Annotated in this window: 12 protein-coding genes; 8 read left to right on the top strand and 4 right to left on the bottom strand. The window is 61.3% G+C overall.

The window, feature by feature from the left end; all coding sequences use genetic code 11:
- Positions 1-166 precede the first annotated feature (166 nt).
- Positions 167-1,330, top strand: coding sequence for an acyl-CoA dehydrogenase family protein (locus L8U58_RS01135; RefSeq protein WP_034975483.1), 1,164 nt, complete (start codon positions 167-169; stop codon positions 1,328-1,330).
- Positions 1,331-1,442: 112 nt separating this feature from the next.
- Here the strand turns inward: L8U58_RS01135 and L8U58_RS01130 are convergent, their stop codons facing one another.
- Positions 1,443-3,542, bottom strand: coding sequence for an acyltransferase family protein (locus L8U58_RS01130; protein ID WP_269954503.1), 2,100 nt, complete (start codon positions 3,540-3,542; stop codon positions 1,443-1,445).
- Positions 3,543-3,714: 172 nt separating this feature from the next.
- Between L8U58_RS01130 and L8U58_RS10260 the strand changes: the two genes are divergently transcribed.
- The 3 genes from L8U58_RS10260 to L8U58_RS01120 all read left to right on the top strand — a co-directional run bounded on the left by L8U58_RS10260 (position 3,715) and on the right by L8U58_RS01120 (position 6,453).
- Positions 3,715-3,852 carry a deoxyribodipyrimidine photo-lyase gene (locus L8U58_RS10260; protein ID WP_420839816.1) on the top strand — a complete coding sequence of 46 codons (138 nt, stop codon included), beginning with the start codon at positions 3,715-3,717 and terminating at the stop codon, positions 3,850-3,852.
- A gap of 46 nt (positions 3,853-3,898) precedes the next feature.
- Positions 3,899-5,635 (top strand): bifunctional ADP-dependent NAD(P)H-hydrate dehydratase/NAD(P)H-hydrate epimerase, encoded by a 1,737-nt coding sequence (locus L8U58_RS01125; RefSeq protein ID WP_269954502.1) that lies wholly within the window; start codon positions 3,899-3,901, stop codon positions 5,633-5,635.
- Positions 5,636-5,754: 119 nt separating this feature from the next.
- Positions 5,755-6,453, top strand: a complete 699-nt coding sequence (locus tag L8U58_RS01120) for an SDR family oxidoreductase (RefSeq protein WP_269954501.1) — start codon at positions 5,755-5,757, stop codon at positions 6,451-6,453.
- Here L8U58_RS01120 and L8U58_RS01115 read toward each other — a convergent pair.
- Positions 6,450-8,051: a succinic semialdehyde dehydrogenase gene (locus tag L8U58_RS01115; RefSeq protein ID WP_034994231.1), complete on the bottom strand. Its 1,602-nt coding sequence runs from the start codon at positions 8,049-8,051 to the stop codon at positions 6,450-6,452. The two genes, L8U58_RS01120 and L8U58_RS01115, sit on opposite strands and share 4 nt — an antisense overlap.
- A 217-nt stretch (positions 8,052-8,268) precedes the next feature.
- Between L8U58_RS01115 and L8U58_RS01110 the strand changes: the two genes are divergently transcribed.
- Entirely contained in the window at positions 8,269-9,174 is a 906-nt protein-coding gene (locus L8U58_RS01110) for a Bax inhibitor-1/YccA family protein (protein WP_035008506.1), read from the top strand.
- Between the two features lie 906 nt (positions 9,175-10,080).
- On the opposite strand, the gene greA is transcribed toward L8U58_RS01110, so the two are convergent.
- Together greA and L8U58_RS01100 are read right to left on the bottom strand one after the other, a co-directional pair.
- Positions 10,081-10,602 (bottom strand): transcription elongation factor GreA, encoded by a 522-nt coding sequence (gene greA, locus L8U58_RS01105; protein ID WP_034967277.1) that lies wholly within the window; start codon positions 10,600-10,602, stop codon positions 10,081-10,083.
- Between the two features lie 130 nt (positions 10,603-10,732).
- Positions 10,733-11,170, bottom strand: coding sequence for a DUF4307 domain-containing protein (locus L8U58_RS01100; protein ID WP_034967274.1), 438 nt, complete (start codon positions 11,168-11,170; stop codon positions 10,733-10,735).
- A gap of 110 nt (positions 11,171-11,280) precedes the next feature.
- Between L8U58_RS01100 and mca the strand changes: the two genes are divergently transcribed.
- The 3 genes from mca to L8U58_RS01085 all read left to right on the top strand — a co-directional run bounded on the left by mca (position 11,281) and on the right by L8U58_RS01085 (position 13,501).
- On the top strand, positions 11,281-12,210 hold the full coding sequence (gene mca / locus L8U58_RS01095) for a mycothiol conjugate amidase Mca (protein WP_034967270.1): 930 nt from the start codon (positions 11,281-11,283) through the stop codon (positions 12,208-12,210).
- A gap of 63 nt (positions 12,211-12,273) precedes the next feature.
- On the top strand, positions 12,274-12,720 hold the full coding sequence (locus L8U58_RS10255; protein ID WP_269954500.1) for a hypothetical protein: 447 nt from the start codon (positions 12,274-12,276) through the stop codon (positions 12,718-12,720).
- A 10-nt stretch (positions 12,721-12,730) separates the two neighbouring features.
- Positions 12,731-13,501, top strand: a complete 771-nt coding sequence (locus L8U58_RS01085) for an isoprenyl transferase (protein WP_034979370.1) — start codon at positions 12,731-12,733, stop codon at positions 13,499-13,501.
- Positions 13,502-13,538 lie beyond the last annotated feature (37 nt).

Here is a 13,538-nt window from a genome sequence, read left to right as displayed (position 1 = left end):
CATTTCCAATAGCGGAAAATAAGCCCGAGTTTTTGGAATGTGGGGGAAGGGCAAGGGTGTGCTGTTGTACCGTTGCTCCCAAGAAAGTATTTCGCCAGCAAAATTAAGCGCTGGTGTTTCGATACTGACGAGCGAGACTCACGAGACTCACGAGGGAGCCACTGCAATGATTCTGGATAACTACCGCGCCACCTGGGAAACCGAAGAAACGGACGCCCTACGCCAGCACGCCCGCGAGTTTATCGCCAGGGAAGTCACCCCCAACGAGCTGAAGTGGGAAGAAAACCACCAGGTGGAGCGGGAGTTCTGGAACAAAGCCGGCGAGGCTGGCCTGCTGTGCGCCTCCATCCCCGAGGAATACGGCGGAGGTGGCGGCACCTTTGCCCACGAGGCAGTGATCCAGCAGGAGCTCGGCCTGGCTGGCGATTCCGCCTGGCACAACGGTGTGCACTCCGTCATCGTTGCTCACTACATTTACCAGCTCGGCACCGAGGAGCAGCGCAAGCGCTGGCTGCCGGGAATGGCCAGCGGTGAGCTTGTTGGAGCCATTGCCATGACCGAGCCCGGCACCGGCTCGGACCTGCAGGCCATCAAGACCCGGGCAGAGCTGGACGGCGACGAGTGGGTGATCAACGGCTCCAAGACCTTCATCACCAACGGCACGCACTGCGACGTTGTCGTGATCGTCGCCCGCACGAACGAGCAGCCGGGTGGTAAGGGACTGTCGCTCATCGTTGCAGAGACCAAGGATCTGGAGGGTTTCGAGCGCGGTCGGGTGCTGGACAAGATCGGCCAGCGGGGCCAGGACACCCGCGAACTGTTTTTCACTGACATGCGCGTCCCCGCCGACAACCTGCTCGGCGGGGTGGAGGGCAAGGGCTTCATCCAATTGATGCAGCAGCTACCTCAGGAGCGTTTGATCCTGGCCATCGCCGGGGCGTCCGCATGCGAAGGCGCCGTGCGCGAGACCATCCGTTACGTCAATGAGCGCGAGGCGTTCGGCCGACCGCTGCTCGGATTCCAGAACACGCAGTTCGTGCTGGCAGAGTGCGCGAGTGAGACGCTGGCGGCGAAGACCCTTACCGATCACTGCACGGGGCTCCATATCGAGGGCAAGCTAACCACAGCGCAGGCTTCGGCGGCGAAGTACCTGGCCTCCGATCTGCAGAGTTCCGTAGCGGATCGCTGCCTGCAGTTGTTTGGTGGTTACGGCTTTATGCGCGAGTACCCGATCTCCCGCATGTACACCGACGCGCGTGTGCAGCGCATTTATGGCGGGACGAACGAGATCATGAAGCTGCTGATCGCCCGCGAGTTCAAGCTGGACTAGAGGAAGGCCGGCGGCGCGGCTGGTTCAAGTCACAGCCAGCTCGAAGCCCGTGCCGCCGTTATTGATCCGGGATGAGAAGCTCCGAGTTGCAGCCCAGAATTACGGCCCAGAATTACAGCCCGGAGTTGACGATCAGTTCGTCGGATGGCTGGCCATCCTTGTCCTTCGGGTAGGCCTTTGCCAGGGCGGCTGCGAAGCGCTGGGCGCGCTGCGTGTTTCCATTCGCGCCGTAGTGCGCGTAATCATCCAGGGCGAACCACTCGGGCTTGGCCTCGCTGGCCCAGTCGTAAATGCGCAGGTTGGGGTAGTCCTTCTGTGCATCCCGCAGAGCCTGGTTAAAGGTCTCCATGTTGGACTTGGCGTAGTAACCCTCGTTGGTATTGGTCGTAGCCGTCGGCCACAGAACCTTCTGGTCGCGCAGTAGATCCATCATGGTGCGGATGCGCTCTGGCGATTCCATCGTCGCTCCGGCGGCGATGTTCGCAGCGTCGTTCACACCGGTTGCAATCACCCAGCACGTATCGGGGCCACTGGCGCTCGGCAGCAGCTCCTTCACGGAATCCACGGCGGAGGGGTAGTTCTGTGAACCGTCCGGGGATTGCCAGCCTTCCGTGGTTGCGCGGGCACCGAAGACGCTGTCCACGACCTCGCTGGCTCCATACTTCACATACGTTTCAAACGCTGTGTTCTTGGGATCCTCTACCTGGTCGGTCGAGAACATGCCGATAGAGGTGGAGTCGCCCACGTGCACAACCTTTTTGCAGCTCGTCAGCGAGGACGCAGAAGCCTTGGCCTTGCCCTTGTCCTGCCCCTGAGCCTGCGGGTTGGCGTCAGGCTTTTTCGCCCCACCAGCTGCCCCAGCCGCTCCGGCGTTGGCGGGGCGTTCGGCTGGGTTCAGCTCCATGGCACGATGACCGCCCTGACCCGCGCCAGCGCCCTGCTGAGCGTTGCTGGGGGTGACACTAATGGGTGTCGCACCAATAGCAACCACGGCGGCCAAGATGACTGTGGCGCCGGAAGCGATGTAGGCGGGGAAGGGGTGGCGGATAATGCCCCGGGAAGCCGCCCCGGACGTGTCGCCGACCTCACGGTCTGCCTTGCGGCTGCGCAGCCACGCCTTGATCGGTGGGATCACACCGTTTCGGCGGATCGGATCCTCCACCAAGGTCCAGCTGAGAGCAGCCAGGGCTACGCTCACACCGATGGTGATGGCGCTACCCAGCAGCTTGTGCTGCTCCAGCCAAGTCTGCGGCATGAAGGCGATAACCGGCATGTGCCAGAGGTAGATGCCGTACGAGCGCTCGCCGAGCCAGCGTATGGGGCCGAAGCCCAACACGGCGCTCCAGATGCTTGCCGGGTGTAGCACGGCGAAGATCGCCAGAGCTGTTGCCACGGTCAGCAGAATCAACCCGCCGTGGTACAGGAACATCGACTCCTGCTCGACGAAAAACACCAGCGCAGCGATGCCTGCCAAGCCGATAAAGCCGAAAAGGTTCGCAATCTTCACGGCCGGCTGCGTGGACTTTCCGGCTGCACGGCGCGAGGAAAGCCAGATCGCCAAGCAGGCTCCCAGCAGAAGGCCACCCGCGCGCGTATCCGTGCCCTCGTACGCCCGGGTGTTATCCATCCCGGGGGAGGCGACGATCCACATCCAGGCAAAAGAGGCAAGGGTCAGCAGGAAGGATCCAGCCAGCGCACCGGTGCGCGAACGCGTGACGAGCAGCAGACCAAGCAGAAGCAGAGGCCAGATCAGGTAGAACTGCTCTTCGACCGATAGTGACCACATGTGGCTCAGCGGGCTGGGCCCACCGAAGTTATCCCAGTAGGACTTTTCTTGGAAGATGGTGTGCCAGTTGTTGACGTAGAACAGGCTGGACAGTGCCTCCCAGAAGCGGTCGGTGAGCTTGTCGCGGGTCAGCGCCGCCGCCAGAATCAGGGTGGCGATCAGCGTGATGATCACAGCGGGCATGAGGCGCCGGAAGCGGCGCAACCAGAAGGTGCCCAGACTCAGGTGACCCTTTGTGTCCCAGGAGCGCATGAGGTTGCCGGTGATGAGGTAACCCGACAAAGTGAAGAACACGCCGACTCCCAAGAGCCCGCCAACGAAACCGGGAATATGCAGGTGATAGAGGACTACTACGGCGACTGCGATTGTCCGCAGCCCGTCGAGGCCAGATACGTATTGCTGGTTCTTACTAATCGGGCGTGGCATGTATCGAAGGGGAACCTTTATCCAAATGGGGGTTGTTCGTGCGCCACTCGGCGCATCGGTTCAGACTTCGGAGTCTATCCCCTCGGGTAGTCTTTAGGAAACAAACTCGCAGGAATGCTACGCAACTTCTAAGGAGCTTTTGAGGAGGTAGCAAGTGGCGCTGGAAACGATCATGTGGTTCCGCGATGACCTGCGGTTGATTGATAATGACGCCCTCACGTGGGCAGTCGACGAGGCCTCACGTAGGGGTGCTACGCTTCTGCCGGTTTTATCCACGAGGCATCTTCCGGACCGGATCGCGCCACGGTAGGTAGGGCGCAGCCGCCACTCCACCGCGGATCCCTATCATGGGAATCATGCGCACTCTCTACACAGTCGAGGACATCCGCGCCGCCGAGTCTGCCCTGATGGCCCGCCAGCAGCACGAGGACGAATTGATGCAGTCCGCCGCGCATGCAGTGGCAACGGTGGCGGAAAAACTCCTGGCGGACACGAGTGACCCCGTGATGTTGCTGGTCGGCCCCGGTGGCAACGGAGGCGACGCTCTCTACGCCGGCGCTGTTCTGGGAATGCAGGGGACAAGCGTGGTCGCTTATGCACTCGATGGAACCGACAACGTACACCAGCGCGCCGCCCGGGCGTTTACGTCTGCCGGTGGGCGCTTCGTTGATCTGCCCGCCGAGCCCCATGCCGCCGCCACAGAGCACTACGGCGTGATCATCGATGGGATGTTTGGCCTCGGCGGGCGCGGGGAGATCCCCGCAGACGTTGACGATTTCCTCCGCTTAGCGCAGCGCAGCAGGGTCCGACACGGCATGGCCCGAAACGGCACGACTCGACACAGCACGATCCGACACAGCACAGCTGAGCACGCTTCATCCGAACACGGCTCCGGGGCGCGCGTTCTGGCCATCGATATTCCCAGCGGCGTGGTCGCGGATACGGGCAAGGCACCTGGGCGCCACGTTCACGCCGACGCGACCATTACTTTCGGCGGGTTGCGCCGTGCCCACGGCCTGAACGCGTCCTGCGGAGCCGTGATCTGCGAGGACATTGGCTTGGACAATGGTTCGCGCTCGTTGCTTTCCGCCGAACTCGCAGCTAGGGAAGGCACCCGCCCCGAGCCTTCCGCGCGCCTCTGGCACACTCCGGTGGAACTCCTCGACTCGGAGCGGTCGGTGCTTCCCCTCGCTTCCTCTGAACCATTGCCTGGCACATTGCCGGGGGAGCCAGGTGCGACCGACGACAAGTACTCCGGTGGAGTGGTAGGTATCTGCGCAGGTAGTAAGGACTATCTAGGGGCGGGAGTGCTGGCCACCCTGGCAGCGGTGAACACCACCAGCTCTATGGTGCGCTATATCGGCGAACACCCTGAGTACGTCCTCGCCACCACACCCGAGGTCATCGTGCACCCCACGGTTCGAGCAGCAGGTCAGGTGCAGGCACGCATGGTCGGCTCTGGTCGCGGTACGGATCGCGACGCTCGGCAGGAATTGCTCGCCGTTCTCGAGATGGTGCAGCCCCTTGTTTTGGACGCCGACGCGATCACCGTCCTAGCCAAGAACCCAGACGTTCTGGAGGCTTTGCGTGCGCGCAACGCCCCCGTACTGCTCACCCCGCATGACGTGGAGTTTGACAGGCTTGCCAAGGCTGCGGGGCTGCCAGAGGAATCGCCGGATCGCATCACCTCCACCGAGCGTCTGGCCCGCGAGCTGAACTGCACTGTGCTGCTTAAGGGGCGCTTCACCATCATCGCTAACCCGCAGCGCACGGTGGTTGTCGATACTGCCTCTTCGTGGGCTGCAACCCCGGGATCCGGCGATGTGCTGGCGGGGATCCTGGGTGCTCTGGTGGCGCGGGATGCGGGCAAACGCGCCCGCGATGGTGGTTACGCCGAGGCCGGGCAGTCCGAATTTGAAACTAGCGAGGCAGACTACGTGGTCGATACGGCTGCGGTCGGAGTGGCGCTGCACGCTGCGGCGTCATATATAGCTTCCCTTACCCCGTACGGCCCCGCACCGACCTCGGCGCTGAAGATTGCGCAACACATCCCGCATGCGACGGCGTGGTTGGGATCGGTTGCTGGGCGCTAGAAGCTACAGCGTTAAAAGTCGCAGCGCTAGGCTCTCGGACGCGAGCAAGAACAACAAGAAAAACAAGAACAGTAAGAGAAAGCCCCAACGAGGAAGGGAAGAGGAAAGGAAATGGAGCAATGGATCGCAAGATTGCACTGATTACCGGCGGCACTCGAGGCATTGGCCTGGCGATTGCGCGAGAGCTGCAGGATGACTACCACCTGATCATCGGCGGTAGCTCGGAGTCCGCCCACGACGTGGCTGCGCAGTTCCCGAGCGCACAAGGCTTCGTGGCGAACCTGGCCGATACGGATGGCATTGCGGCGGCGGTGGTTGAGTTGGGGCTGGAAAGTCTGGATGTCCTGGTGCATTCCGCGGGAGTGGTGGCGCACGATCCGGTCACAGAAACCACGCCTAAGCAGTGGAAACACGCCTTCGACATCAATCTGTTCGCGGTCGCGGAGCTCACCCGGCAGCTGCTGGGCGCCCTGCAAGCCGCCCATGGCACCGTGGTGACGATCAACTCCGGCGCGGGCTACCGCTCCAGCGTGGGATTCGGCCCCTATGCCACGACGAAGTTTGCGCTGCGTGCATACACGGATGCGCTGCGGGAGGAACAGCGCGGCAAGATCCGCGTGAGCTCCATCCATCCGGGCAAGGTCGATTCCGACATGCAGCGCCAGATCCAGACCCACCGTGGTGTGGCCGAAGCGGATTACGACGAAACCCTGTACCTCCGCCCGGAATCGGTGGCGAAGGCCGTGCGCCTGGCCATTGACGCGACAGACGATGCCATGGTCGAGTCGCTGACTATCCGCCCCGTCAACGGGCGCTAGGGCAGCAGGCGGAAAGTCTTGCCGCTCTTCAACAGGGCGAGCATGATCTTCGAGAAAGTCTTCCGGCTGATGGACTCCGGTCCGCGGAAGTACATAAAGCGCTGCGAGGTTACGTTCTGCGTAGCCGTGTACTTCTGCAAGCCCTCCGCGCCGTGGCGGTGGGATACACCGGATTCCTTCATGCCACCCATCGGGTTATCGATGGCCGCCCAGCTAGAGGTGTAGCCATCGTTCAGGGCAACGGAACCGGATTCGATCTTCGGCCCGATCTGCCATGCAGTGTCATCCGCTGCGAAGACAGAGGCGTTTAGGCCATAGTCCGTGTCGTTGGCCAGCTCGATCGCGTCGTAAAGGTCATCGACCGGCTCGATGTAGACCACAGGGCCAAAGACCTCTTCCGTGCGCAGCAGCGCGTCCTGCGGGACGTCTGTAAGCACCGTCGGCTCGTAGAAGTACGGGCCTAGGTCCGGGCGCTTCTTACCACCGCAGATGATGTTGGCGCCCTTCTCACGGGCGTCCTCCACGTACTTCTCCACGGTTGCCAGCTGGTCGGCAGAAGCCAGGGAACCCATCTGGATCTCCCAATCGAACCCGGATCCCAGGCTCATGGCCTGCACGCGGGAACTAAAGGTGCCAACAAAATCCTCGTAGGAAGCGCGCTCGACGTAGATACGTTCGATGGAAACACACAGCTGGCCGGAGTTGGAGAAGCAGGCATCCACCGCGCCACGGGCGGCGTAACTAATGTCCGCATCGTTTGCGATGATCAGCGGGTTTTTGCCGCCCAGCTCGGCAGAGTAGCCTACCAGGCGGCGGCCAACCTGCTCGCCCAGAACCTTGCCGGTTGCCGTCGAGCCGGTGAACATCAAAAAGTCGCACTGATCCGCGATGGCACTACCAACCACGCGGCCTGAACCCGTAACTAATTGCACCAGGTCGCGGGGCAATCCGGCGTCAAAAAGAAGCTTAAAGATCAAAAGCGACGTGAAAGGGGTAGCAGAGTCGGGCTTAGCGACCACGGCGTTGCCCGCGATCAGTGCGGGGATGGCATCGCCGATACCCAGGGAAAGCGGGTAGTTCCACGGGCTGATCTGGCCGACAACACCCAACGGATGGCGGTACTCGATGGATTTCGCCATGATCGACATCGCCGAAGCGCGCTTGCGGGGCTTCATGAACTTCTCGACGTTGTTGGAGTAGTAGCGCGCGTTGTTGGCGACGTCCATGACCTCGTCGAAGGAGCTGGCGCGGTTCTTGCCGGTCTCTAGCTGCACCATGTCGCACAGCAGGTCGGAGTTTTTGAGGACTAGGTCGTGGAAGCGGCGGAAGATGCGCTTGCGCTCGGCGAAGGGGACGTGGACCCAGGACTGCTGGGCGCGGCGGGCAAAGCGGAAAGCCTCGGTCACGTCCTCGGCGGAACCGCTGGCGACCCAGCCGATGGTCTCGCCCAGGAACGGGGCTTCGATGTCCAGGCGCTTGCCGTCGTAGTCGTCGTTGAGGTTGTGCAGGCGGGCGTTTGTGGTGAGGTCGCGCAGCTCCGTTTCCAGATCGGCAGGCAGAGCGGCGACAGAAAGGCGCTTGTAGTTGGTTCGTTTCATGTTTGGGAGACTACCTAAAAGACCGCAAACAAGTGTTCGTTCTAGAACATTTCTAAGCAAACGGATATGCGGGAGGGTGCGTCGGGAACATTTGAAGAGCCTTAGACGTTGGTAGGATGTACGCGACAGCAGCGGAAGTTCACTTTTCGGCCATACGCGGGTCGACCGGTAGCTTCCGGCTTTCAAAAATGACCAGCAAAACAATGGAGTGTAAAGAATGAAAAGCTCGAACCCGTTCATGGGGTCGCTGGCCAAGAATCAGGGCCAGCACCCATTCGCACAGCAAGGCAACCAGGGTGGCTACGCCCAGCAGGGCGGTTATGGTCAGCAGGGGATGAACCCCTACGCGACCTCCGCTCACGGCGGCGTGCAGACCGCCGCAATGGGCTACGGCATGCAGGATGCTGCCAACTACGGCCAGGCAGGTGCCGCCGACCGTCCGATGACTGTTGACGATGTTGTCACCAAGACCGGTATCACCCTGGCCGTGATTGTCGCCCTGGCAGTCGTGAACTTCATCATCGGTCTGAACAACTCGAGCCTCGCGATGATCCTGACCTTCGTCGGAATGATCGGTGGCCTGATCGCTGTTCTGGTTTCGGCATTCGGTAAGAAGTACGACTCTGCCCCTGTCACTCTGACTTACGCGGCCTTCGAGGGCCTCTTTGTTGGTGGCTTTACGTTCCTGGTTTCTGGCGCTGCGGTTGGTGATACGGACGCCGGCATGCTCATCGCCCAGGCAGTTCTCGGCACAATTGGCGTGTTCATCGGCATGCTGTTTGTTTACAAGACCGGTGCTATCCGCGTAACTCCGAAGTTCACCCGCTTCCTGGTGGGCGCCATGATCGGTGTTCTGGTTCTGGCTCTGGGCAACCTGGTGTTCGCGCTGGTTACCGGCTCCGCTGGCATTCTGCGCGACGGTGGTCCGATCGCCATCATCTTCTCCCTGGTCTGCATTGGTATCGCTGCTATGAGCTTCCTGCTGGACTTCGATCAGGCTGACCGTCTGGTCCGCGCAGGCGCGCCGTCCAAGATGGCCTGGGGTGTTGCGATGGGCCTGGCCGTTACCCTGGTCTGGCTGTACACCGAGATCCTGCGCCTGCTGTCCTACTTCAGGGACTAGCACTTTGAGAGGATAAGGCTTTTAGAGGCTAAGGCTTCATGGGGCTAGCGCTTTTAGAGGTTAAGGCTTCATGGGGCTAGCGCTGAAGCGCTGTCAGTTGAGGGGCTTCCGGTTAACTGGAAGCCCCTTTTTTCTGCCGGTTTGCAGGGGATTTCGCTGCTAGGGCGGGGAAATGTCGCTAGAACGGGAATGCGTGACGGTTGGCAGGGGGAAATGTCGCTAGAACGGGAATGCGCGACGGTCGGCAAGGGGAAATGTCGCTAGAACGGGAATGCGTGAGCGCGGCCAGACAGCCTAATAAAAGTGCAACACCCTGACCTGCACGTTCTTGTAGTGGATAATGGTTTGCAATAACGTATTCCCGTTCTAACGACATTCACTCCGCTGTAGCTCTGTTTTGGCGAGGTTCACCCTGGCGCGGTCTGGAACTGGCGACATTTTGAGGAAATCTTGAGGAACGAAACCCTTGAGGATTGGGTTAAGGGAAGGGAGTAGGGGGAAGAACGGATCAAGAAACGGAAGCGGGGTGGGAAATGTCGGAAAAGTTGCAAAACCAGAATCTCCGCCAACGACGTGTGAGCAACAAAACGTTCTGACCTGTAGGTTTAGGTAAGTGAGAATGCTCCCCAATAACAAATTGCAACTTTTCCGACATCTAACCCCTCCGAGAGGGGCAATGGGGCCTGCCGGGAGGTCTCAAAGGCAGAGAAAATGAGGCCTGAAAGGCAGAGAAAAGCAAGAAGGGCGCCCGAAGGCGCCCTTCTTGCTTACCGCCGGTCGCAACCAGCTAAAGCCGGCAGCAAATGACGGCCAGCCAGCGCAATTGGAGCCAGCCGCAGCCGACTAAAGCCGCAGCCAGCTAAAGCCGCCAGCCACCCAGTGCCGGCCAAGTAGTAACTGTAGTAACTACTGCTCCGCGCGCGGAACGTCCAGGTCAGGGTCGTAAGGCTCAGCGGCGACGATCGTCACAGAGACGGTGTCGCCAGCCGGGGTCTGGTACTCGCGGGTCTCGCCAACCTTGGCGCCCACAATGGCCGCACCCAGCGGCGCATCGGTGGAGTAGGTCTCCAGGTCCGGGTTGGAAGACTCCAGGCCACGGGTACCGATCAGGAATGTCTCCTTATCATCTTCGTCACCGTCGTAGTACACGTGGATCACGGAACCGACCAGTGCCACGCCGGACTCCTGCGGAGCCTCACCGATGGTGGCGCTATCCAGCAGCTCCTCCAGGTAGGTGATGCGTGCTTCCTCCTGGCCCTGCTGCTCGCGGGCTGCGTGGTAGCCACCGTTCTCCTTCAGGTCACCCTCTTCACGGCGCTCGTTGATCTCGGCAGCCAGCACCGGGCGGTTTTCCTTCAGAGCGGTCAGCTCTGCATTCAGTCGGTCGTAGGATTCCTGGGTAAGCCAGCGGGTCTGGTTGTCAGCCATTGGGTTCTCCCGTCTTTGTTGAGGGTTCACGCGGTGATCCACGTGGGCGTCAAAAGATTAATCAGTAGGCGTGCAAAGTCTAGCACCTAGACGTGCGGCGCCGAGGTGCCAGGGCGCTAACTATGGCGCTTTAGCTACCGTCCGCGTTGAGGTGCGGCGGCAGAGTGCTGGAGCAGCCATAGGCAGTGGCGGCATAGCCGCGTTCGCGGGTGGGGATGTCGACACTGAAGCGCGTGACTTCCTCGCCCCCGGCGGGAATCACAAACTCGCGGCGGCCGACCTCGTTCTTGTCGTAGTCCAGCGCGGTGACGATGCAGTACGCGGCTTTCGCGGGGTCTTTGCGGGTGACGTCGATGCTCATGGTCATGCGGTTATCCGACACGATCTTGCCGCCAGATTCCTGCGCCGTCACGTCGGCATCGGATGTGCGCATGAACTGCGTCACCGCGTAGCTCAGCGTCCCGGCCAGGATGAGCGCCAGAATCACCACGACGATCTTTCCGGAGAACTTCTGGTTGCGCGTTGTGCCGTAGCGCTCTTCTTGGGTGCTGTTTCTTGCCGCCTTCATGATGCCTCTAGTCTAGCCCACCCTATTCTTTATGACGCCTTCGTCCCCGGCCCGTTTTGCGCTGGTGGCTCTATTGGGAAGGGCGAGGTTGGCTAGTAGATTGTATTGACGTGAGTGAAAAGACATCTTCCGCAGACACCCCGCGTTATCGCTTGTTGGCGATCCACGCGCACCCGGACGACGAGTCCAGTAAGGGTGCGGCCACCATGGCTCGCTATGTTGACGAGGGCCACCGGGTCAAGGTGCTGACCTGCACGGGCGGGGAGCGCGGGGACATTCTGAACCCGGAGATGCAGCAGCTGGCTGAACAGGGGATCGGCGAGATGATTGAGGTTCGCCGCGAGGAGATGGCGCAGGCGGCCTCCATTCTGGGTGTGGAACACGAGTGGCTGGGCTATGTCGACTCCGGCTTGCCGGAGGGGGACCCAAAGCCACCGCTGCCGGAGGGCTGCTTTGCGCTGGAGGATACGGAAGAAGTCACGCAGAACGTCGTGCGGGTAGTGCGGGAGTTCCGCCCGCACGTGATCATCACCTACGACGAGCACGGTGGCTACCCGCACCCGGATCACATTAAGGTGCATGCTGTATCTATGCGTGCCTGGGAGGCTGCCGGCGACCCCGATTACCACCCCGAGCTGGGGGAACCGTGGGAAGTGAAGAAGCTGTATTACACCCACGGCTTCATCCGTCAGCGCTTCGAGGACCTGGCCACCGCCATGTATGAGCGGGGGGTGCGCCTACCAGAGCACGTTCTGCAGCACCTGGATATGTGGAAGCAGCTGCCGGACATCTTCTCCCGCGTAACTACCAGGGTCAATGTCGGCGAGTGGTTCCCCCGCCGCGACGATGCGCTGCGCGCACATCGCACCCAGATCGACCCCAATGGAGCGTTCTTCCTGGCGGATACGGATCTGCAGCAGATGATCTGGCCGACCGAGGAGTTCGAGCTCGCGCAGTCGCGGGTGCACAGCGAGCTGCCGGAAACGGATTTGTTCGCAGGTCTTGATGCCGAGTCGTGCACAGGCCGCAGCGATGTCTAAGTTTCCCCGCTGACGGCGAACAAACTACAGTTAATGGGCAAAGAATAGAAGGAGTTTTCCGCGATGAACACCGCCACCTGGATCCTGGCGCAGGCCGAGCGCACCGGCCCGAAGGGCGCCGAGTTCGGCAAGGCCGCACCCATCGGCCTGTTCGTGATCGTCATTCTGCTGCTGGTTGTGTTGCTTATTGGCTTCGCCATGAACAAGCGCATTCGTCGGCTAGAGCGCCGCCGGGCCTTCGCAGATGCCCGGGGAATTGACCTCTTCGATACGGAAAAGCTCGAGGCGGCGATGAAGGCCGAGGGATTCGACGACACTGCGGGCAAGCGATCCATGTTTGCTCGCACCGAGGTTCCCCAGACCGACGAGCGTTTCCTTCCCGCCTCCGGCACGCTGACTGGCCCCGCCGCTATTGACGCTGAGCGGGCGCGGGCTGAGGGCGTCGATAAGAAGGGCGCAAAGAAGAACACCACGCTGGACGCAAACAGCGAAGAACCTCCGAAGCAGTAGGATCAATACTGTGAACCGCATCCCCCAACTGCTCTACCCGGCATATGAGGCGAGCCTGGCGCGCTCGCTGCGCGATAAACCGCGGCCGAAGCACATCGCCATCATGGCCGACGGTAACCGGCGCTGGGCACGCGAAAACGGGTTCACGGATGTGTCGCACGGCCACCGCGTAGGTGCGAAGAAGATCGCGGAAATGTGCGGTTGGTGCGATGAGCTGGGGATTGAGACCGTCACGGTCTATCTGCTCAGCACCGAAAACTTGAAGCGCTCCAAAGAGGAGCTGTCGTTGCTGTGCAGCATTATTGGCGATGTTGCTGAGGAATTGGCAGATTCGGACGCCGGGTTCCAGCTACGCACCGTTGGCCACTTAGAACTATTGCCGGAGCAGCTACGCGTTCGCCTGGAAGAAAACCAGGCCAAGACGGATGACCACACGGGCGTGCGGGTGAACGTCGCCGTGGGCTACGGAGGGCGCCAGGAGATCGTGGATGCGGTGCAGACCCTCGTGGCAGAGCTAGCAGAACAGGGCACCGCGCCCGAGGACATGGCGGAGGCGATCACCGCAGAGGCGCTGGGAGATCACATGTACACTTCCGGCCAGCCGGATCCGGATTTGGTGATTCGCACGTCGGGGGAGCAGCGACTGTCCGGGTTCCTGTTGTGGCAGTCCGCGTATTCGGAGATTTGGTTTACGGATACCTATTGGCCGGCGTTCCGCCGCGTGGACTTCCTGCGCGCCCTGCGTGATTATTCGCAGCGGCACCGGCGCTTCGGCCTGTAAGGGCTAAGGGCTTAGGGCGTAAGGGCGTGTGGGCGTA

Origin of the sequence: Corynebacterium macclintockiae (genome assembly GCF_027570165.1) — a bacterium.
Classification (GTDB): Bacteria; Actinomycetota; Actinomycetes; order Mycobacteriales; family Mycobacteriaceae; genus Corynebacterium; species Corynebacterium macclintockiae.
This window is presented reverse-complemented; position numbering and strand designations above follow the sequence as displayed.